Source organism: Citrobacter sp. RHBSTW-00599, from assembly GCF_013784065.1.
In the GTDB taxonomy this organism is placed as follows: domain Bacteria; phylum Pseudomonadota; class Gammaproteobacteria; order Enterobacterales; family Enterobacteriaceae; genus Citrobacter; species Citrobacter braakii.
This window is the reverse complement of record NZ_CP056717.1, coordinates 4970430-4990389: the sequence shown is the minus strand read 5'-3', so window position 1 is coordinate 4990389 and position 19960 is coordinate 4970430. Positions and strand designations below refer to the sequence as shown.

Here is a 19960-nt window from a genome sequence, read left to right as displayed (position 1 = left end):
TGGGGATGCCTTTAAAACCCTTAGTGACCGCCGGCGTTGAAAATTTGCTTAACACCTTTCTGTATCGTTCTCCTGCGCTCAAGTCAGCCAGAACGCGTTTACAGGGCAAAGTGCTGCGTGTTGAGCTCAAAGGATTTTCAACACCGTTAGTGCTGGTGTTTAGTGAGCGCCAGGTCGATGTGCTGGGGGCATGGGAAGGCGAAGCCGATTGCACCGTAATCACACATGCCAGCGTGTTACCGAAATTACGCGACCGGCAGCAACTCACCACGCTTATCCGCAGTGGTGAGCTGGAGGTTCAGGGCGATATCCAGGTGGTACAGAACTTTGTCGCGTTGGCCGATCTGGCGGAGTTTGATCCCGCAGAACTGTTAGCACCCTATACCGGCGATATCGTCGCGGAAGGGGTCAGCAAAGTTTTGCGTGGTGGAGCGAAGTTCCTGTGCCACAACATTCAACGCCAGCAGCGCTATGTTGCCGAAGCGATCACCGAAGAGTGGCGTATGGCTCCAGGTCCGCTTGAGGTTGCATGGTTTGCAGAAGAAACGGCAGCCGTTGAGCGTGCGGTCGAATCTCTGGCCAAACGGCTGGAAAAACTGGAGGCCAAATGACGCCAGGTGAAGTACGGCGCCTTTATTTCATCATTCGCACTTTTTTAAGCTACGGTCTTGATGAACTCATCCCCAAAATGCGTATCACGCTGCCACTCCGGCTGTGGCGTTACACGCTGTTCTGGATGCCCAACCGACATAAAGACAAACCGCTGGGAGAACGGCTGAGACTGGCTTTACAGGAGCTCGGCCCGGTGTGGATTAAGTTCGGGCAAATGCTCTCTACCCGCCGCGATCTTTTCCCGCCACACATCGCCGATCAGCTAGCGTTATTGCAGGATCGGGTAGCCCCATTCGATGGGCAAAGAGCGAAAGAACAAATCGAAGAGGCGATGGGTGGGCTGCCCGTCGAGGAATGGTTTGATGATTTTGAGATCACACCGCTGGCATCCGCGTCTATTGCTCAGGTTCACACCGCGCGACTGAAATCGAATGGGAAAGAGGTGGTGATCAAAGTTATCCGCCCGGACATACTGCCGGTAATTAAAGCGGATTTGAAACTGATCTACCGCCTTGCTCGCTGGGTACCTCGCCTGATGCCAGACGGCCGCCGCCTGCGACCAACAGAAGTGGTCCGTGAATATGAAAAAACGTTGATTGATGAGCTGAATCTGCTGCGCGAGTCGGCGAACGCGATTCAGCTGCGACGTAATTTTGAAGACAGCCCAATGCTGTACATCCCGGAAGTGTACTCTGACTATTGCAGTCAGAACATGATGGTGATGGAGCGCATTTACGGTATTCCCGTTTCAGATGTCACCTCGCTTGAGAAGAACGGCACCAATATGAAGCTGCTGGCTGAACGCGGTGTTCAGGTCTTCTTTACTCAGGTATTCCGCGACAGCTTTTTCCATGCGGATATGCACCCTGGGAACATTTTCGTGAGTTATGAGCATCCCGAAAACCCGAAATACATTGGTATTGATTGTGGGATTGTGGGTTCTTTAAACAAAGAAGATAAGCGTTATCTGGCTGAAAACTTCATCGCGTTCTTTAACCGCGACTACCGCAAAGTTGCTGAATTGCATGTGGATTCTGGCTGGGTTCCGCCGGATACCAACGTAGAAGAGTTTGAATTCGCCATTCGTACCGTGTGCGAGCCGATTTTCGAAAAACCGCTGGCGGAGATTTCCTTTGGTCATGTGCTGTTAAATCTGTTCAACACAGCGCGCCGATTCAATATGGAAGTTCAGCCTCAACTGGTATTGCTACAGAAGACGCTGCTGTACGTTGAAGGTGTCGGACGTCAGCTCTACCCGCAGTTAGATTTGTGGAAAACGGCCAAGCCTTTCCTCGAATCCTGGATCAAAGATCAGGTCGGTATTCCGGCGCTTGTTAGGGCATTTAAAGAAAAAGCACCGTTCTGGGTCGAAAAAATGCCAGAAATACCTGAACTGGTGTATGACAGTTTGCGCCAGGGCAAATATTTACAGCACAGTGTTGATAAGATTGCCCGCGAGCTTCACGCGAATCATGTACGTCAGGGACAATCCCGTTATTTATTGGGCATTGGTGCAACATTGTTGCTCAGTGGAACATTCCTGCTGGTAAGCCGTCCTGAGTGGGGGCTTATGCCGGGCTGGTTAATGGCCGGCGGTGTCTTAGCCTGGTTGATCGGCTGGCGCAAAATGCGCTGAATTTTTCATCGCCCTAGGCAGGTCGTGTAACGTATACTACGGCCTTATTAATTCATCATCTATGACAGAGGAACATGTATGGGTGGTATCAGTATTTGGCAGTTGTTGATCATTGCCGTCATCGTTGTACTGCTATTTGGCACCAAGAAACTCGGCTCCATCGGTTCCGATCTTGGCGCGTCGATTAAAGGCTTCAAAAAAGCAATGGGTGATGATGAGCCAAAGCAAGATAAAACCAGCCAGGACGCTGATTTTACTGCTAAATCCATTACCGATAAGCAGGGCGAAGTGAAAAAAGAAGACGCCAAAAGCCAAGATAAAGAGCAGGTATAATCCGTGTTTGATATCGGTTTTAGCGAACTGTTATTGGTGTTCGTGATCGGCCTCATCGTCCTGGGGCCGCAACGTTTACCTGTAGCGGTAAAAACGGTTGCTGGTTGGGTTCGTGCTTTGCGTTCCCTGGCAACTACTGTTCAGAATGAACTGACCCAGGAGCTTAAGCTTCAGGAGTTTCAGGACAGCCTGAAGAAAGTAGAGAAAGCGAGCCTGACAAATCTGACCCCGGAGTTGAAAGCCTCAATGGATGAGCTGCGTGAAGCGGCAGAGTCGATGAAGCGTTCTTACAGTGTGCACGATCCTGAGAAAGAGAGCGATGAAGCGCACACTATCCATAATCCGGTGGTAAAAGAAGCTGAAGCGCAGCGAGAAGGGGTCACCCCTGCTGCCGCTGAAAACCAGGCCAGTTCGCCGGAGCAAAAACCGGAATCCACGGGTGCTAAAACGCCAGAGCCAACGGAAAACACTTCCGCTACGTTAATGGATGCAGAAAAGAAAGCTGTCGCACCTGTTGTCGAATCCTCCCCCTCGTCGAGTGATAAACCGTAAACATGGCTGTAGAAGATACCCAACCGCTCATCACGCATCTTATTGAGCTGCGTAAGCGACTCCTGAACTGCATCATTGCGGTAATCGTGATCTTTCTGGCGTTGGTTTACTTTGCCAACGACATTTACCATATGGTCGCGGCACCGTTGATTAAACAGATGCCGCAGGGTGCAACAATGATCGCCACCGATGTGGCTTCGCCGTTCTTTACCCCAATCAAGTTGACCTTCATGGTATCGCTGATCCTGTCAGCGCCAGTGATCCTCTACCAGGTGTGGGCATTTATAGCGCCAGCGTTGTATAAACATGAACGCCGTCTGGTTGTTCCGCTGCTGGTCTCCAGTTCGTTGTTGTTCTACATCGGCATGGCATTCGCCTATTTTGTTGTCTTCCCGTTAGCGTTTGGTTTTCTGGCCAACACGGCTCCGCAAGGCGTGCAGGTATCAACGGACATTGCCAGCTATCTCAGCTTTGTAATGGCGCTATTTATGGCTTTCGGTGTCTCTTTTGAGGTGCCTGTCGCCATCGTGCTGCTATGCTGGATGGGCATTACGACGCCAGATGATTTACGCAAAAAGCGTCCTTATGTTGTGGTGGGTGCCTTTGTCGTCGGGATGCTACTGACTCCGCCAGATGTCTTCTCGCAAACGTTGTTGGCGATACCGATGTACTGCCTGTTCGAGGTGGGTGTTTTCTTCTCTCGTTTCTATGTCGGTAAGCGACGTACGAGAGATGAGGACAACGAGGCTGAAGAAGCAAAAGAAGCCGAAGCCACCGAGAAAACTGAAGAATAAATTCAACCGCCCGTCAGGGCGGTTGTCATATGGGAGGAAGCATGTTTGATATTGGCGTTAATTTAACCAGTTCACAATTTGCGAAAGACCGGGATGAGGTCGTGGCGCGCGCCTTTGCTGCGGGCGTAAACGGTATGCTTCTGACCGGAACAAGCCTTCACGAAAGCCAGCAGGCGTTAAAGCTGGCGCAGCATTATCCGCATTGCTGGTCCACGGCTGGCGTGCACCCGCATGACAGCAGCCAATGGCAATCCTCAACGGAAGACGAGATTATCACGCTGGCAAACCAGTCGAAGGTAGTCGCTATTGGTGAGTGCGGCCTGGATTTCAATCGCAATTTCTCCACGCCGCAGGAACAGGAACGTGCTTTTGAAGCGCAACTGCGCATTGCTGCTGAACTGCAGATGCCGATTTTCATGCATTGTCGGGATGCGCATGAGCGTTTTCTGACGTTGCTGGAGCCGTGGCTGGACAGCCTCCCAGGCGCGGTGCTGCACTGTTTCACCGGTTCGCGCCAGGAGATGCAGGACTGCGTGGACCGAGGGCTTTATATCGGTATCACCGGGTGGGTCTGTGATGAACGCCGGGGGATGGAACTGCGGGAGCTGCTGCCGTTTATTCCGGTGGAAAGACTGCTGATAGAAACCGATGCACCTTATCTACTCCCTCGCGACTTAACGCCTAAACCGACGTCACGTCGCAATGAACCGGCGCACCTGCCGCATATTCTTGAGCGAATTGCTCACTGGCGTGGGGAAGACCCTCAATGGCTGTCAGCAACCATTGATGCCAACGTCAGAACGCTGTTCGAAGTGACCTTCTAAACGACTTATATTTTTCGAAAACCGGTATTTTTAACGCTCTGCTTAATCTCTTTATTCAAGAGGTTAAGCAGCAGCATGGAACGCGCTTCGCCATCCGGTTCGGTGAAGATCGCTTTCAGTCCCTCAAACGCCCCTTCAGTAATAATCACGCTGTCCCCTGGCTGAGGGGTTTGCGGGTCAACAATACCTTCAGGCTTGTAGATAGAAAGCTGGTGAATTACGGGGGATGGGACGGTCGCAGGCGTCGCTCCAAAACGAACGAAATGGCTGACACCACGCGTGGCGTTGATCGTGGTGGTGTGGATCACTTCCGGGTCGAACTCGACAAACATGTAATTAGGGAATAGTGGTTCACAGACTGTGGTACGTTTACCGCGCACCATTTTTTCCAGGGTGATCATAGGCGTCAGGCAGTTCACTGCCTGTCTTTCCAGGTGTTCCTGGGCTCGCTGAAGTTGCCCACGTTTGCAGTACAGTAAATACCAGGATTGCATAATAACTCTTATTCGCTTGTTCTGAGCGCTAGCATAGCAAAAGCCATGAGTTAAGTTAATTATACCCACCTCAAAGCAGGCTGAAACCCAACGGGTATATACTCCCAGGGCTTATATCTATCGCCAGAGTTCACGCTAATTTAACAAAAATACAGCATCACAATGATGAACGCCGTATAATGAAGCGCTTACGAAGAGGCCACAATGGACGCCATGAAATATCACGATTTACGCGACTTCCTGACGCTGCTTGAACAGCAGGGCGAGCTCAAACGCATTTCGCTTGAGGTGGATCCCCACCTGGAAATTACTGAAATTGCCGATCGCACTCTGCGTGCTGGCGGGCCTGCGTTACTGTTTGAGAATCCTAAAGGCTATTCAATGCCGGTGCTGTGTAACCTGTTTGGCACACCGAAGCGTGTTGCAATGGGGATGGGGCAGGAAGATGTCTCGGCACTACGGGAAGTCGGTAAACTGTTGGCGTTTTTGAAAGAGCCGGAGCCACCGAAAGGATTCCGCGATCTGTTTGATAAGCTGCCGCAGTTTAAGCAGGTGCTGAACATGCCGACTAAGCGGTTGCGCGGTGCGCCTTGTCAGCAAAAAATCTACTCCGGTGATGACGTCGATTTAAACCGTATTCCGATTATGACCTGTTGGCCGGAAGATGCCGCACCGCTGATTACCTGGGGGCTAACCGTAACGCGTGGTCCGCATAAAGAGCGGCAGAATCTGGGCATTTATCGCCAGCAACTGATTGGCAAAAACAAGCTTATTATGCGCTGGCTGTCCCACCGCGGCGGCGCGCTCGATTACCAGGAGTGGTGTGCGGCGCATCCTGGCGAACGCTTCCCGGTTTCGGTGGCGTTGGGGGCAGATCCTGCGACCATTCTGGGGGCCGTGACGCCCGTCCCTGATACATTATCCGAGTACGCATTTGCCGGGCTGTTACGCGGCACCAAGACCGAAGTGGTCAAATGTATTTCCAACGATCTGGAAGTGCCCGCCAGTGCTGAAATCGTGCTGGAAGGGTATATCGAACCGGGTGAGCTGGCCCCGGAAGGACCGTATGGCGATCATACCGGCTACTACAACGAAGTAGATAGCTTTCCGGTCTTTACCGTCACGCACATTACCCAGCGTGAAGAGGCGATTTATCACTCTACTTATACCGGACGTCCGCCTGATGAGCCCGCGGTGCTTGGCGTGGCGCTGAACGAAGTTTTCGTTCCTATTCTGCAAAAGCAGTTCCCGGAAATCGTCGATTTTTACCTGCCTCCGGAAGGCTGTTCATATCGTCTGGCCGTGGTGACGATGAAAAAACAGTACGCTGGTCATGCCAAACGCGTCATGATGGGTGTTTGGTCGTTTTTGCGCCAGTTTATGTACACCAAATTTGTTATTGTCTGCGATGATGATGTCAATGCACGCGACTGGAATGATGTGATTTGGGCAATTACTACCCGTATGGACCCGGCTCGGGATACGGTACTGGTAGAGAATACGCCAATTGATTACCTGGACTTTGCCTCGCCGGTTTCCGGCCTGGGTTCAAAAATGGGGCTGGATGCCACAAATAAATGGCCGGGCGAAACCCAACGCGAATGGGGACGCCCGATTAAAAAAGATCCTGAAGTAACTGCGCGTATTGACGCAATTTGGGATGAACTGGCCATCTTTAATGACGGCAAAAGCGCCTGAGGCGCGATCGTTTTGCCTATTGATCCGACAGAGAGAGCGCATGACAACCTTAAGCTGTAAAGTGACCTCGGTAGAAGCTATCACTGATACCGTATATCGCGTTCGTTTAGTGCCAGACGCGGCGTTTTCCTTTCGTGCTGGCCAGTATTTAATGGTCGTGATGGACGAAAGGGATAAGCGTCCGTTCTCCATGGCATCCACGCCGGACGAGCAAGGATTCATTGAGCTGCACGTTGGCGCCTCTGAGCTAAATCTTTATGCCATGGCTGTGATGGACCGCATTCTGAAAGACCGGGAAATCAAGGTCGACATTCCGCATGGCGAAGCCTGGCTGCGTGATGAAGACGAGCGCCCGCTGATCCTGATTGCCGGTGGTACAGGGTTCTCTTACGTGCGTTCCATTCTGCTTACTGCGCTGGCACGTAATCCAAACCGCGATATCACCATTTACTGGGGTGGGCGTGAAGAGAAGCATCTCTACGATCTCTCCGAACTGGAAGCGTTGTCTGTTAATCACCCGAATCTGCGCGTTGAGCCAGTGGTGGAACAGCCAGAAGACGGCTGGCGTGGTCGTACGGGAACCGTGTTAACGGCGGTATTGCAGGATTACGGTACCCTGGCGGAGCACGATATCTACATTGCCGGTCGTTTTGAAATGGCCAAAATCGCGCGCGATCTGTTCTGTAATGAACGCAGTGCGCGTGAAGATCGCCTGTTTGGCGACGCTTTCGCGTTCATTTAAGCGCTGTGCGCCGGAGCCCTTCCGGCGCATCCATCAATCATCTGTCTTCCAACTAGCAGGGCGCAGGCCCGGCGTCATTGCCTCTCTTTCTCATCATAATTATTTTTTAGTAAACATAATATGTCCGTCACTCAAACATAAATTGAGTTTTTGTGACAGCTCTCCATGTGTTTAGTAAACAAAATAGGCAAGCTGAACCGTATCACATTGTGAGACGCAAACGAGGAAAAACCATGAGGCTCGGACTGGATATCGGCGGGACTAAAATCGAAGCGGTGGTGATTGATAACGCGGGTGAAATTGTTTACCGCGAACGATGTGCGACACCAAAGCAGCGTTACGGTGATTTTTTCCAAGCCGTGACGGAGATGATAGCCAGGGCTATGCAGGCCATTAATCAGCCTTTATCGGTTGGCGTCGGGGTGCCAGGTGCGGTGGATAGCGAAGGTTTGATTAAGAATTCCAACATTCTGGTGCTGAATCAGCAGGCCTTTGCGCAAGATCTCGAGCGTGCATTAGGAATGCCAGTGCCCGTTACCAATGATGCCAACTGCTTTACCCTGTCAGAAGCGATGGACGGTAGTGGGCGTGGGCATAGCGTGGTATTTGGCGTGATCCTCGGTACCGGATGCGGCGGTGGTCTATGCATCGAGAACCGGTTGATCTCCGGCCCTAACGCCTGTGCCGGAGAGTGGGGGCATAATGCCTTGCCGCGCTACCGCGGATCTCGGGACGGGGCTGAAGTGACATGCTATTGCGGACAGTTGAACTGTATTGAGAGCTTTATTTCGGGTAGTGGCCTGGAGCGCCAGTATATGAATCACACCGCGCAACATATGGGTGTGCCACAAATTATGCAACGGGTAGCATCGGGTGATGCAGACGCCTGTTTGTTATGGGAACGCTATTGCGATCAACTGGCTCGCGCGTTGGCGAGTGTGGTAAATATGCTCGATCCCGATGTTATCGTGCTGGGGGGCGGGGTATCCAATATCGATTTACTGTACTCAGGCTTACAGGCGCGAGTGGCGCAGTACGTGTTTGGTAAACAGTGCCGCACACCGATCGTTCAGGCCCGCCACGGCGACAGCAGCGGCGTACGCGGCGCAGCCTGGCTGGGGGCGCAACAAGCCACAGTAAATCCATGAGACTGAAATGACGAAACCTGTACGTATCAGAGACATTGCCGACGCTTGTGGCGTCTCGGTTGGCGCTGTTTCCCGCGCGCTAAAAGGGCAACCGGGGCTGCGTGAAGAGACCCGGCAGCGCATTATTTCAGTGGCGCAGCAGCAGGGTTATGATTTTTCACGCCTGCGCGTAGACAAAATCAAACGTGTCCTGTTTTTACTGCATCGCCAGCACAATATCAGCCGGGCTTTACCGTTTTACTCTCAGCTGCTGCTGGGGATAGAAGATCTGTGTCGCGAAAAGGGGGTTGCGCTGAGCTTTCTCTCTATAGGTCCAGGCGATGCAGTGAGTGAGCAGGTGATGCTGCACCAGCCTGATGCGCTGATCTGCGCGGGATTTTTTGAACCTGAGTTGCTTGGGCTGCTACAACAGATGAAATTGCCGCTGGTGCTGGTGGATCTCTGGGCGCCAGGACTGCCTTGCGTGAATCCTGACAATACCCTGGGCGGCTATCTGGCCACGCAACATCTGATTGCGCAAGGCCGCAGCCGCATTGCTTTTCTTGCCAGTACGCTCGCGCACTACAGCATCCGTCAGCGTGAAAAGGGCTACCGTCAGGCATTGTATGAAGCCCGTTTGCTAATGCCGCCAGAGTATGACGTCGTTGCGCCGCCGCTGCTGGATACCGAGCAATCTCTGGTCGATGCGGTTAATGAGCTACTCAGACTGCCAGAGCCGCCCGATGCCATTTTTGCCTATAACGACGCGGCAGCGATGGTTGTTCAGCAGGTGTGTGCGCAGCAGGGTATACGTATCCCGGAAGATCTTGCGCTGGTGGGATTTGATGATATCGATGCTGCGTCCTGGTCACATCCGCCGCTGACTACCATTGCGGTTGATAAAAAACAGCTGGGGCGTGAAGCGCTGCGTTTACTGCTGGAAGAAAATCAGGAAGAGAATCTGCTGCTGCCGGTGCAGTTAGTGGTGCGTGGTAGTTCAGGGAAATAAAAAACCCGCCCCTGACAGGCGGGAAGAACGGCAACTAAACTTTCTCTCTTCGCCATTGGCACCATAACTGTGTTGGCTTCGCTCATTCACCCGAATCACTTACTATACGTAAGCTCATCGGGATTCATTCGCTTGCCGCCTTGTTCTGGCACCAATGGCTTTGAGATAACATTTCGTAGGCCGGGCAAGCGAAGCGCCCCCGGCATGCTTTGATTAAACTCGCTCAAATACCGTTGCGATACCCTGACCTAACCCGATACACATCGTCGCCAGACCAAACTGCACGTCTTTGCGTTCCATCAGGTTGAGCAGGGTGGTGCTGATACGCGCCCCAGAACAGCCCAGCGGGTGACCCAAGGCGATCGCCCCGCCGTTGAGGTTGATCTTCTCATCGATCTGCTCCATTAGCCCCAGATCTTTAATACACGGCAGGATCTGAGCGGCAAAGGCTTCGTTCATCTCAAACAAGCCGATGTCGCTGGTGGAGAGTCCCGCTTTTTTCAGCGCCAGCTTTGAGGCCGGAACCGGGCCGTAACCCATGATTGACGGATCGCAGCCGACAACAGCCATCGAACGAATACGGGCACGCGGCGTCAGACCCAGTTGACGGGCGCGGCTTTCGCTCATTACCAGCATCGCCGCTGCGCCGTCGGAGAGTGCAGAGGAGGTACCGGCAGTCACCGTTCCGTTCACCGGATCGAACGCTGGGCGCAGGGTGGAGAGCGCTTCAACGGTCGTTTCCGGACGGATAACCTCATCGTAGTTAAACTGCTTCAGCACGCCGTCGGCATCATGACCGCCGGTCGGGATGATTTCGTTTTTAAAAGCGCCAGACTGTGTTGCAGCCCAGGCGCGAGCGTGTGAACGTGCGGCGAAAGCGTCCTGCATTTCACGACTGATGCCGTGCATGCGGGAGAGCATTTCCGCGGTCAGGCCCATCATCCCTGCGGCTTTCGCCACGTTGCGGCTCATACCCGGGTGGAAATCAACGCCGTGGCTCATTGGCACATGGCCCATATGCTCAACGCCGCCAATCAGGCACGCCTGAGCATCACCAGTCATGATCATGCGTGCCGCATCGTGCAGCGCCTGCATGGACGAACCGCACAGGCGATTGACCGTGACGGCCGGAACGGAGTGCGGAACTTCCGCTAGCAGCGCGGCATTACGGGCGATATTGAAACCCTGCTCCAGCGTTTGTTGCACACAGCCCCAGTAAATGTCATCAAGCGCGGTTGGCTCCAGCGCCGGATTACGCGCCAGCAGGCTACGCATTAAATGTGCAGAGAGATCTTCTGCCCGCACGTTCCGAAACGCGCCCCCTTTCGAACGGCCCATCGGGGTACGGATCGCATCAACAATTACAACCTGTTCCATTGTGACTCCTTAAGCCGTTTTCAGGCTGCCAACCGGGCGGGCTGGCTCAACCTGGGGATAATACGGTTCGTTATGGCGCGCTTTATCACGCAGACCGACCGGAACTTCATACAGCGGACCAAGGTGCTGATACTGCTGAGCCATATCGAGATACTTCGCGCTGCCGAGCGTATCCAGCCAGCGGAACGCACCGCCATGAAACGGAGGGAAGCCCAGACCGTATACCAGCGCCATATCGGCTTCTGCCGGGCTGGCAATAATGCCTTCTTCCAGGCAACGCACTACTTCGTTGACCATAGGGATCATCATGCGGGCGATAATCTCTTCATCGCTGAAGTCGCGTTTCGGCTGGCTGACCTCTGCCAGCAGATCGTCAACGGTGGCATCTTCTTCTTTCTTCGGCTTGCCCTTGTTGTCTTCTTTATAACGCCAGAATCCGAGACCGTTTTTCTGCCCGAAACGGTTAGCATCAAACAGGGCGTCTATCGCATCGCGATAATCTTTCTGCATACGCTGAGGGAAGCCTGCGGACATCACCGCCTGCGCGTGGTGCGCGGTATCAATACCTACCACGTCCAGCAGATAAGCCGGGCCCATCGGCCAACCAAACTGTTTTTCCATCACTTTGTCGACTTTGCGGAAATCCGCCCCGTCGCGCAGCAACTGACTGAAACCGGCAAAATAGGGGAACAGCACGCGGTTAACGAAGAAACCAGGGCAGTCATTAACCACAATCGGCGTTTTGCCCATCTGGCTTGCCCAGGCGACAACCTTAGCGATGGTTTCATCCGAGCTTTTCTCGCCGCGAATGATCTCAACCAGCGGCATACGGTGCACCGGGTTAAAGAAGTGCATCCCACAGAAGTTTTCCGGACGCTTAAGCGCGCTGGCCAGTTCGTTGATTGGGATGGTGGAAGTATTCGAAGCCAGTACAGTGTCCGGGCGAACCTGATCTTCGGTTTCCGCCAGTACCGCTTTTTTCACTTTTGGGTTTTCTACGACCGCTTCAACTACCACGTCCACGCGTTCGAAACCGCTATAGTCGAGGGTGGGATGAATGGTGGAAATAACGCCCGCCATTTTCAGACCGTCAATTTTGCCGCGCTCAAGCTGTTTGTTCAGTAGCTTGGCCGCTTCGGTCATACCCAGCGTTAATGATTTGTCGTTGATATCTTTCATGACAACCGGCACGCCTTTCCAGGCCGACTGGTAAGCGATGCCGCCGCCCATAATGCCTGCGCCCAGCACTGCCGCTTGCTTTGGCGCTTCAACATTTTTGGTGAGCTTTTTGGCTTTGGCTTTCACGAACTGATCGTTAAGGAAAATTCCAACCAGTGCGCGGGCTTCATTGGTGTGCGCCAGTGGAACAAAGCTTTTATTTTCCAGATTCAGCGCTTCTTCACGACCAAAACGGGCCGCTGCTTCAATGGTTTTTACCGCGGTAATCGGTGCGGGATAATGCTTACCTGCCGTCTGCGCCACCATACCTTTGGCGATGGTAAAGCTCATTGCCGCTTCAATTTTGCTGAGTTTCAACGGCTCCAGCTTCGGCTGACGTTTGGCTTTCCAGTCGAGGTCGCCGTTAATCGCCTGACGTAATACCGCGATCGCGCCATCAAGCAGTTTGTCTTGCTTCACTACGCCATCGACCAGACCGATTTTTAGCGCCTGCTCAGCACCCACATCTTTACCCGCAGCAATAATTTCCAGCGCGCTGTCCGCACCCAGCATACGTGGCATACGCACGGAGCCGCCAAAGCCTGGCATAATGCCCAGCTTGGTTTCCGGCAGGCCGATGCGCAGGTCCGGCGTAGCCAGACGATAATCGGTCGCCAGGACACACTCGCAGCCGCCGCCCAGCGCATAGCCGTTAACCGCTGAGAGAGTCGGAACAGGCAGATCTTCCAGGCGATTAAAGACGCTGTTGGCAAAATGCAGCCACTGGCTCAACTGCTCTTCAGGCACGAGGAACAGTGAAAGGAATTCGGTGATGTCGGCACCAACAATAAAGGCTGCTTTGTTAGAACGCAGCAGCAGCCCTTTTAAATTCGGTTGTTTTTCCAGCACGTCAAGCGCATGGCCCAGGCTGGCAACGGTGGCCGTGTCGAGTTTATTGACTGAACCTGGGGCATCGAACACCAGTTCGGCGATGCCATCTTCCAGCCAGTCGAGGTACAGGGTGTCGCCTTTGTAAAGCATGTCAGTCTCCTGAATCCGCAAGGTGATCTGGTCATACCAGATGAATCGAAGTGTGTGTTTTATGTTAAAAAAATGCAAATGAATGATTAAAGAAATGACGATTTGATCACGCTCGGCAGAAATCACGCACTCACAAAACGATGTGCTAAGATGCGGACACTTGAGGTCAAAAAAACAGAAGGATAGAAAATGGAATCACTGGCCGCACTCTATAAAAATCATATCGTTACCCTACAAGAACGGACGCGCGACGCGCTGGAGCGCTTCAAGCTGGATGCGTTACTTATTCACTCAGGAGAACTTGTTAACGTCTTTCTCGACGATCATCCCTATCCGTTTAAGGTCAATCCGCAATTCAAAGCCTGGGTGCCTGTAACGCAGGTTCCTAACTGCTGGTTGCTGGTGGATGGTGTGAATAAGCCGAAATTGTGGTTCTACCTGCCGGTCGATTACTGGCACAACGTTGAGCCGCTGCCGACCTCTTTCTGGACGGAAGAAATTGAGATCATCGCGCTGCCAAAAGCTGATGGTATCGGTAGCCAACTGCCTGCTGCTCGCGGCAATATCGGTTACATCGGTCCGGTTCCGGAACGCGCGCTGCAGCTGGACATCGCGGCCAGCAATATCAACCCGAAAGGGGTTATCGACTACCTACATTATTATCGTGCTTACAAAACAGATTACGAACTGGCCTGTATGCGCGAAGCACAGAAAATGGCGGTGAATGGACACCGTGCCGCGGAAGAAGCGTTCCGTTCCGGGATGAGCGAGTTTGACATCAACCTCGCTTACCTGACTGCTACCGGTCATCGCGACACCGACGTGCCGTACAGCAACATCGTGGCGCTTAACGAGCATGCTTCGGTTCTGCATTACACCAGGCTGGATCATCAGGCTCCGTCTGAAATCCGCAGTTTCCTGCTGGACGCCGGTGCGGAATACAACGGCTATGCAGCAGACCTGACGCGTACGTGGTCGGCGAAAAGCGACAACGACTATGCGCATCTGGTGAAGGATGTGAATGACGAGCAACTGGCGCTGATTGCCACTATGAAAGCGGGCACCAGCTACGTGGATTATCACATTCAGTTCCATCAGCGCATCGCGAAGCTGCTGCGTAAGCATCAAATCATCACCGATATGAGTGAAGAGGCGATGGTGGAAAACGATCTTACCGGGCCGTTTATGCCGCATGGTATTGGTCACCCGCTGGGCCTGCAGGTACACGATGTCGCTGGCTTTATGCAAGATGACAGCGGTACGCATCTGGCCGCGCCGTCGAAGTATCCTTACCTGCGTTGCACCCGCGTTCTGCAACCGGGCATGGTCCTGACCATCGAACCGGGCATCTACTTCATTGAATCGCTGCTGGCGCCGTGGCGTGAAGGGCAGTTCAGCAAACACTTCAACTGGCAGAAAATTGAAGCCCTGAAACCGTTCGGCGGTATTCGTATTGAAGATAACGTGGTGGTCCACGAGAACAATATCGAAAACATGACACGGGATTTAAAACTGGCGTAATGGACAGTTGGTTAATCCCTGCGGCGCCGGTTTGCGTCGTTGAAGAGATCAAAAAAAGCCGCTTCATTACGCTGCTCGCCCATACGGACGGCGTAGAAGCGGCGAAAGCGTTTGTTGAGTCAGTCAAAATGGAACACCCGGACGCCCGCCACCATTGTGTGGCGTGGGTGGCGGGCGCGCCCAATGACTCGCAGCAGCTGGGATTTTCAGACGATGGCGAACCGGCTGGTACGGCAGGCAAACCGATGCTCGCGCAGCTGATGGGGAGTGGCATCGGTGAGATTACCGCGGTGGTGGTGCGCTACTACGGCGGTATCCTTCTGGGTACGGGTGGGCTAGTGAAAGCCTACGGTGGCGGCGTGAATCAGGCGTTGCGCCAGTTAACGACGCAGCGCAAGACGCCATTAACCGAATATACTTTGCAGTGTGAGTACGGTCAGCTGGCAGGCATTGAAGCTTTGCTGTGGCAGTTTGACGGTAAAGTTGTTGCCAGTGATTACCAGGCTTTTGTTCGGCTCAGGGTGGCGCTTCCTTATGCCAAAGTGGATGAATTTTCGGCAAAACTGGCGGATTTTAGTCGTGGTTCATTGCAATTGTTAGCGATTGAAGAATAATCCCCACCTCATTTTAAAGAACTAAGGAAGCGGCAGAGATGCATTTTCGCGCCATCACCCGAATCGTTGGACTACTGGTCATCTTATTCTCGGGGACAATGATTATCCCCGGACTGGTAGCGCTCATCTACCGCGATGGGGCAGGGCGTGCGTTTACTCAAACTTTCTTCGTTGCTCTGGCGATCGGCTCCATGCTGTGGTGGCCAAACCGTAAAGAGAAGGGCGAGCTGAAATCGCGCGAAGGGTTTCTGATTGTCGTTTTGTTCTGGACCGTGCTGGGTAGCGTGGGTGCGCTACCGTTCATCTTTGCGGAAAGCCCTAACCTCACGATAACCGACGCTTTTTTTGAATCCTTCTCCGGATTAACCACCACGGGGGCGACAACGCTGGTGGGGCTGGATTCATTGCCACACGCTATCCTCTTTTATCGACAGATGCTGCAATGGTTCGGCGGGATGGGGATCATCGTGCTGGCGGTGGCTATTCTGCCTATTCTTGGCGTCGGTGGGATGCAGCTCTACCGGGCAGAAATGCCGGGCCCGCTGAAAGATAACAAAATGCGTCCGCGTATTGCCGAAACGGCGAAAACGCTGTGGCTTATCTATGTATTACTGACGGTGGCGTGTGCGCTGGCGCTATGGTTTGCCGGGATGCCCGCGTTTGACGCTATTGGGCACAGCTTTGCTACGATAGCCATCGGCGGCTTTTCCACACACGATGCCAGCGTGGGGTATTTCGACAGTCCCACGATTAACACCATTATTGCTATCTTCTTGCTGATCTCCGGTTGTAACTATGGTCTGCACTTCTCTTTACTCAGCGGTCGCAGCCTGAAGGTCTACTGGCGCGATCCAGAATTCCGCATGTTCATTGGGGTGCAGCTTACGCTGGTGGCTGTCTGTACGCTGGTGCTGTGGATACACAATACCTACGGTTCGGCACTCACGACCATCAACCAGGCTTTTTTTCAGGTGGTATCGATGGCGACGACCGCCGGATTTACTACGGACAGTATTGCCCGCTGGCCGCTGTTCCTGCCGGTGCTGTTGCTATGTTCTGCTTTTATTGGCGGCTGTGCCGGGTCGACGGGCGGTGGCTTGAAGGTGATTCGAATCCTGTTGCTGTTTAAGCAGGGTAACCGCGAATTGAAACGACTGGTCCACCCGAATGCGGTTTACAGTATCAAGCTGGGTAACCGTGCTTTGCCGGAGCGAATCCTTGAAGCTGTGTGGGGATTCTTCTCTGCCTATGCGCTGGTCTTTATTATCAGTATGCTGGCGATTATTGCGACCGGTGTTGATGACTTCTCCGCGTTTGCCTCTGTTGTGGCGACGCTGAATAACCTGGGGCCAGGGCTGGGGGTTGTCGCCGACAACTTTGCCAGTATGAACCCCGTGGCGAAGTGGATCCTGATTGCCAATATGCTGTTTGGTCGTCTGGAGGTCTTTACCCTGCTGGTACTCTTTACCCCTACTTTCTGGCGTGAATAATGGAGTAACACGTGAAAACACTGATTCTTTTTTCTTCCCGGGACGGACAAACGCGTGAAATCGCCGAGTATCTGGCTTCTGAACTCAAAGAGCTGGGCGTTTGGGCGGATGTCGTTAATTTGCATCGTACCGCGGAGCCTGACTGGCAAAATTATGACAGCGTGGTGATTGGCGCCTCGATTCGCTATGGTCATTACCATGCAGCTTTTCAGGAGTTTGTGAAAAAGCATGCCACGCGGCTGAACGCGATGCCGAGTGCCTTCTACTCCGTAAACCTGGTTGCCCGTAAACCGGAGAAACGCACGCCGCAAACTAACAGCTATGCGCGTAAGTTCCTGATGAGTTCGCCGTGGCGGCCTGATCGCAGTGCGGTTATTGCTGGCGCTTTGCTGTATCCACGCTATCGCTGGTATGACCGCGTTATGATCCAACTGATAATGAAGATGTCAGGCGGTGAAACAGATACCAATAAAGAAGTGGTGTATACCGATTGGGAACAGGTCGCGGATTTCGCGCGGGAAATCGCCCAATTAACCCACAAAACGTTGTCAAAATAAGCACAAAGAATAAAAAATACGCACTCGGAAGATTATTTTAAATTTCCCCTTGTCAGCCTGAAATAACTCCCTATAATGCGCCTCCACTGACACGGAACAACGGATTGCACGCCGCCGGGTCAGCGGGGTTCCACTGAGGATCTCGCAGAGAAAAGCAAAAATAAATGCTTGACTCTGAATGAGGAAAACGTAATATACGGGACCTCGCGACAGAGCGCTAAAGCGCGTCGCAACTGCTCTTTAACAATTTATCAGACAATCTGTGTGGGCACTCGAAGATACGGATTCTTAACGTCGCAAGACGAAAAATGAATACCAAGTCTCTGAGTGAACACGTAATTCATTACGAAGTTTAATTCACGAGCATCAAACTTAAATTGAAGAGTTTGATCATGGCTCAGATTGAACGCTGGCGGCAGGCCTAACACATGCAAGTCGAACGGTAGCACAGAGGAGCTTGCTCCTTGGGTGACGAGTGGCGGACGGGTGAGTAATGTCTGGGAAACTGCCCGATGGAGGGGGATAACTACTGGAAACGGTAGCTAATACCGCATAACGTCGCAAGACCAAAGAGGGGGACCTTCGGGCCTCTTGCCATCGGATGTGCCCAGATGGGATTAGCTAGTAGGTGGGGTAACGGCTCACCTAGGCGACGATCCCTAGCTGGTCTGAGAGGATGACCAGCCACACTGGAACTGAGACACGGTCCAGACTCCTACGGGAGGCAGCAGTGGGGAATATTGCACAATGGGCGCAAGCCTGATGCAGCCATGCCGCGTGTATGAAGAAGGCCTTCGGGTTGTAAAGTACTTTCAGCGAGGAGGAAGGTGTTGTGGTTAATAACCGCAGCAATTGACGTTACTCGCAGAAGAAGCACCGGCTAACTCCGTGCCAGCAGCCGCGGTAATACGGAGGGTGCAAGCGTTAATCGGAATTACTGGGCGTAAAGCGCACGCAGGCGGTCTGTCAAGTCGGATGTGAAATCCCCGGGCTCAACCTGGGAACTGCATCCGAAACTGGCAGGCTAGAGTCTTGTAGAGGGGGGTAGAATTCCAGGTGTAGCGGTGAAATGCGTAGAGATCTGGAGGAATACCGGTGGCGAAGGCGGCCCCCTGGACAAAGACTGACGCTCAGGTGCGAAAGCGTGGGGAGCAAACAGGATTAGATACCCTGGTAGTCCACGCCGTAAACGATGTCGACTTGGAGGTTGTGCCCTTGAGGCGTGGCTTCCGGAGCTAACGCGTTAAGTCGACCGCCTGGGGAGTACGGCCGCAAGGTTAAAACTCAAATGAATTGACGGGGGCCCGCACAAGCGGTGGAGCATGTGGTTTAATTCGATGCAACGCGAAGAACCTTACCTACTCTTGACATCCACGGAACTTGGCAGAGATGCCTTGGTGCCTTCGGGAACCGTGAGACAGGTGCTGCATGGCTGTCGTCAGCTCGTGTTGTGAAATGTTGGGTTAAGTCCCGCAACGAGCGCAACCCTTATCCTTTGTTGCCAGCGGTCCGGCCGGGAACTCAAAGGAGACTGCCAGTGATAAACTGGAGGAAGGTGGGGATGACGTCAAGTCATCATGGCCCTTACGAGTAGGGCTACACACGTGCTACAATGGCATATACAAAGAGAAGCGACCTCGCGAGAGCAAGCGGACCTCATAAAGTATGTCGTAGTCCGGATTGGAGTCTGCAACTCGACTCCATGAAGTCGGAATCGCTAGTAATCGTGGATCAGAATGCCACGGTGAATACGTTCCCGGGCCTTGTACACACCGCCCGTCACACCATGGGAGTGGGTTGCAAAAGAAGTAGGTAGCTTAACCTTCGGGAGGGCGCTTACCACTTTGTGATTCATGACTGGGGTGAAGTCGTAACAAGGTAACCGTAGGGGAACCTGCGGTTGGATCACCTCCTTACCTTAAAGAAACGTTCTTTGTAGTGCTCACACAGATTGTCTGATGAAAATTAGCAGTAAGAAAATCTCTGCAGGCTTGTAGCTCAGGTGGTTAGAGCGCACCCCTGATAAGGGTGAGGTCGGTGGTTCAAGTCCACTCAGGCCTACCAAATTCGCCTCCGTGCTGTGTTACGGCGATGCTCGCATACTTCAGTATGCTTCGCACCACCGCGCCTTGCCCGGAAACGAATTAGGGTACAGAGATTAGCATTTACGATGGGGTTATAGCTCAGCTGGGAGAGCGCCTGCCTTGCACGCAGGAGGTCTGCGGTTCGATCCCGCATAGCTCCACCATCCCTTACTGCAAAAAAACAAGAAAACTTCAGAGTGTACCTGAAAAGGTTCACTGCGAAGTTTTGCTCTTTAAAAATCTGGATCAAGCTGAAAATTGAAACGACACACTGTTTCATTTCTCCGTAAACAAGAA

General features: G+C 53.0%; 17 protein-coding genes, 2 tRNA genes and 1 rRNA gene. 17 read left to right on the top strand and 3 right to left on the bottom strand.

Annotated elements, in window-relative coordinates; genetic code table 11:
- Positions 1–5: 5 nt before the first annotated feature.
- The 6 genes from ubiJ to tatD all read left to right on the top strand — a co-directional run bounded on the left by ubiJ (position 6) and on the right by tatD (position 4751).
- Positions 6–611 (top strand): ubiquinone biosynthesis protein UbiJ, encoded by a 606-nt coding sequence (gene ubiJ, locus HV243_RS24110; protein WP_016155139.1) that lies wholly within the window; start codon positions 6–8, stop codon positions 609–611.
- Positions 608–2248 (top strand): ubiquinone biosynthesis regulatory protein kinase UbiB, encoded by a 1641-nt coding sequence (gene ubiB, locus HV243_RS24105; RefSeq protein ID WP_016155140.1) that lies wholly within the window; start codon positions 608–610, stop codon positions 2246–2248. The genes ubiJ and ubiB overlap by 4 nt, the downstream gene beginning before the upstream one ends.
- Positions 2249–2326: 78 nt before the next feature.
- Entirely contained in the window at positions 2327–2581 is a 255-nt protein-coding gene (gene tatA / locus HV243_RS24100; protein ID WP_003017888.1) for a Sec-independent protein translocase subunit TatA, read from the top strand.
- Between the two features lie 3 nt (positions 2582–2584).
- Positions 2585–3133, top strand: coding sequence for a Sec-independent protein translocase protein TatB (gene tatB, locus HV243_RS24095; RefSeq protein ID WP_047358742.1), 549 nt, complete (start codon positions 2585–2587; stop codon positions 3131–3133).
- Positions 3134–3135: 2 nt separating this feature from the next.
- Entirely contained in the window at positions 3136–3927 is a 792-nt protein-coding gene (tatC, locus tag HV243_RS24090; RefSeq protein ID WP_016155142.1) for a Sec-independent protein translocase subunit TatC, read from the top strand.
- 41 nt (positions 3928–3968) lie between these two features.
- Positions 3969–4751, top strand: a complete 783-nt coding sequence (gene tatD, locus HV243_RS24085; protein ID WP_047358741.1) for a 3'-5' ssDNA/RNA exonuclease TatD — start codon at positions 3969–3971, stop codon at positions 4749–4751.
- A gap of 5 nt (positions 4752–4756) precedes the next feature.
- On the opposite strand, the gene rfaH is transcribed toward tatD, so the two are convergent.
- The gene (gene rfaH / locus HV243_RS24080) at positions 4757–5245 is read right to left on the bottom strand and encodes a transcription/translation regulatory transformer protein RfaH (protein WP_016155144.1); all 489 of its coding nucleotides are present in this window, start codon (positions 5243–5245) and stop codon (positions 4757–4759) included.
- Positions 5246–5449: 204 nt separating this feature from the next.
- Here rfaH and ubiD point away from each other — a divergent pair, with 204 nt between their 5' ends.
- From ubiD to HV243_RS24060, 4 genes are all read left to right on the top strand, one after another.
- Positions 5450–6943: a 4-hydroxy-3-polyprenylbenzoate decarboxylase gene (gene ubiD, locus HV243_RS24075; protein ID WP_016155145.1), complete on the top strand. Its 1494-nt coding sequence runs from the start codon at positions 5450–5452 to the stop codon at positions 6941–6943.
- Positions 6944–6983: 40 nt separating this feature from the next.
- A complete protein-coding gene (gene fre, locus HV243_RS24070) occupies positions 6984–7685 on the top strand; it encodes an NAD(P)H-flavin reductase (protein WP_003828903.1) in 702 nt (233 codons plus the stop codon).
- 233 nt (positions 7686–7918) lie between these two features.
- On the top strand, positions 7919–8833 hold the full coding sequence (locus tag HV243_RS24065) for an ROK family protein (protein ID WP_053389017.1): 915 nt from the start codon (positions 7919–7921) through the stop codon (positions 8831–8833).
- A gap of 7 nt (positions 8834–8840) precedes the next feature.
- Positions 8841–9821, top strand: coding sequence for a LacI family DNA-binding transcriptional regulator (locus tag HV243_RS24060; RefSeq protein ID WP_053389018.1), 981 nt, complete (start codon positions 8841–8843; stop codon positions 9819–9821).
- Between the two features lie 213 nt (positions 9822–10034).
- Here HV243_RS24060 and fadA read toward each other — a convergent pair whose 3' ends face one another.
- Complete coding sequence (fadA, locus tag HV243_RS24055; RefSeq protein ID WP_016155148.1) at positions 10035–11198, bottom strand: acetyl-CoA C-acyltransferase FadA; 1164 nt, start codon at positions 11196–11198, stop codon at positions 10035–10037.
- Between the two features lie 9 nt (positions 11199–11207).
- Positions 11208–13397 (bottom strand): fatty acid oxidation complex subunit alpha FadB, encoded by a 2190-nt coding sequence (gene fadB, locus HV243_RS24050; protein WP_047416480.1) that lies wholly within the window; start codon positions 13395–13397, stop codon positions 11208–11210.
- 189 nt (positions 13398–13586) lie between these two features.
- Here fadB and pepQ point away from each other — a divergent pair, with 189 nt between their 5' ends.
- From pepQ to HV243_RS24015, 7 genes are all read left to right on the top strand, one after another.
- Positions 13587–14918 (top strand): Xaa-Pro dipeptidase, encoded by a 1332-nt coding sequence (gene pepQ / locus HV243_RS24045; RefSeq protein WP_016155150.1) that lies wholly within the window; start codon positions 13587–13589, stop codon positions 14916–14918.
- A complete protein-coding gene (locus HV243_RS24040; RefSeq protein ID WP_053389019.1) occupies positions 14918–15532 on the top strand; it encodes an IMPACT family protein in 615 nt (204 codons plus the stop codon). Before pepQ ends, HV243_RS24040 begins: the two co-directional genes overlap by 1 nt.
- Positions 15533–15570: 38 nt before the next feature.
- Positions 15571–17022: a Trk system potassium transporter TrkH gene (gene trkH, locus HV243_RS24035; RefSeq protein ID WP_003017848.1), complete on the top strand. Its 1452-nt coding sequence runs from the start codon at positions 15571–15573 to the stop codon at positions 17020–17022.
- Positions 17023–17033: 11 nt separating this feature from the next.
- Positions 17034–17579 (top strand): menaquinone-dependent protoporphyrinogen IX dehydrogenase, encoded by a 546-nt coding sequence (gene hemG, locus HV243_RS24030; protein WP_016155152.1) that lies wholly within the window; start codon positions 17034–17036, stop codon positions 17577–17579.
- Between the two features lie 374 nt (positions 17580–17953).
- Positions 17954–19495, top strand: a 16S ribosomal RNA gene (locus HV243_RS24025).
- A gap of 71 nt (positions 19496–19566) precedes the next feature.
- Positions 19567–19643 (top strand) — tRNA-Ile (locus tag HV243_RS24020).
- Positions 19644–19751: 108 nt separating this feature from the next.
- Positions 19752–19827, top strand: a tRNA-Ala gene (locus HV243_RS24015).
- The last annotated feature ends 133 nt before the right edge of the window (positions 19828–19960 follow it).

Excerpts from the sequence above, each read along its gene's own strand:
- ubiJ (WP_016155139.1), top strand. The coding sequence starts at position 6 with ATGCCTTTAAAACCCTTAGTGACCGCCGGCGTTGAAAATTTGCTTAAC.
- ubiB (WP_016155140.1), top strand. The coding sequence starts at position 608 with ATGACGCCAGGTGAAGTACGGCGCCTTTATTTCATCATTCGCACTTTT.
- tatA (WP_003017888.1), top strand. The coding sequence starts at position 2,327 with ATGGGTGGTATCAGTATTTGGCAGTTGTTGATCATTGCCGTCATCGTT.
- tatC (WP_016155142.1), top strand. The coding sequence starts at position 3,136 with ATGGCTGTAGAAGATACCCAACCGCTCATCACGCATCTTATTGAGCTG.
- tatD (WP_047358741.1), top strand. The coding sequence starts at position 3,969 with ATGTTTGATATTGGCGTTAATTTAACCAGTTCACAATTTGCGAAAGAC.
- rfaH (WP_016155144.1), bottom strand. The coding sequence starts at position 5,245 with ATGCAATCCTGGTATTTACTGTACTGCAAACGTGGGCAACTTCAGCGA.
- ubiD (WP_016155145.1), top strand. The coding sequence starts at position 5,450 with ATGGACGCCATGAAATATCACGATTTACGCGACTTCCTGACGCTGCTT.
- fre (WP_003828903.1), top strand. The coding sequence starts at position 6,984 with ATGACAACCTTAAGCTGTAAAGTGACCTCGGTAGAAGCTATCACTGAT.
- HV243_RS24065 (WP_053389017.1), top strand. The coding sequence starts at position 7,919 with ATGAGGCTCGGACTGGATATCGGCGGGACTAAAATCGAAGCGGTGGTG.
- HV243_RS24060 (WP_053389018.1), top strand. The coding sequence starts at position 8,841 with ATGACGAAACCTGTACGTATCAGAGACATTGCCGACGCTTGTGGCGTC.
- fadA (WP_016155148.1), bottom strand. The coding sequence starts at position 11,198 with ATGGAACAGGTTGTAATTGTTGATGCGATCCGTACCCCGATGGGCCGT.
- fadB (WP_047416480.1), bottom strand. The coding sequence starts at position 13,397 with ATGCTTTACAAAGGCGACACCCTGTACCTCGACTGGCTGGAAGATGGC.
- pepQ (WP_016155150.1), top strand. The coding sequence starts at position 13,587 with ATGGAATCACTGGCCGCACTCTATAAAAATCATATCGTTACCCTACAA.
- HV243_RS24040 (WP_053389019.1), top strand. The coding sequence starts at position 14,918 with ATGGACAGTTGGTTAATCCCTGCGGCGCCGGTTTGCGTCGTTGAAGAG.
- trkH (WP_003017848.1), top strand. The coding sequence starts at position 15,571 with ATGCATTTTCGCGCCATCACCCGAATCGTTGGACTACTGGTCATCTTA.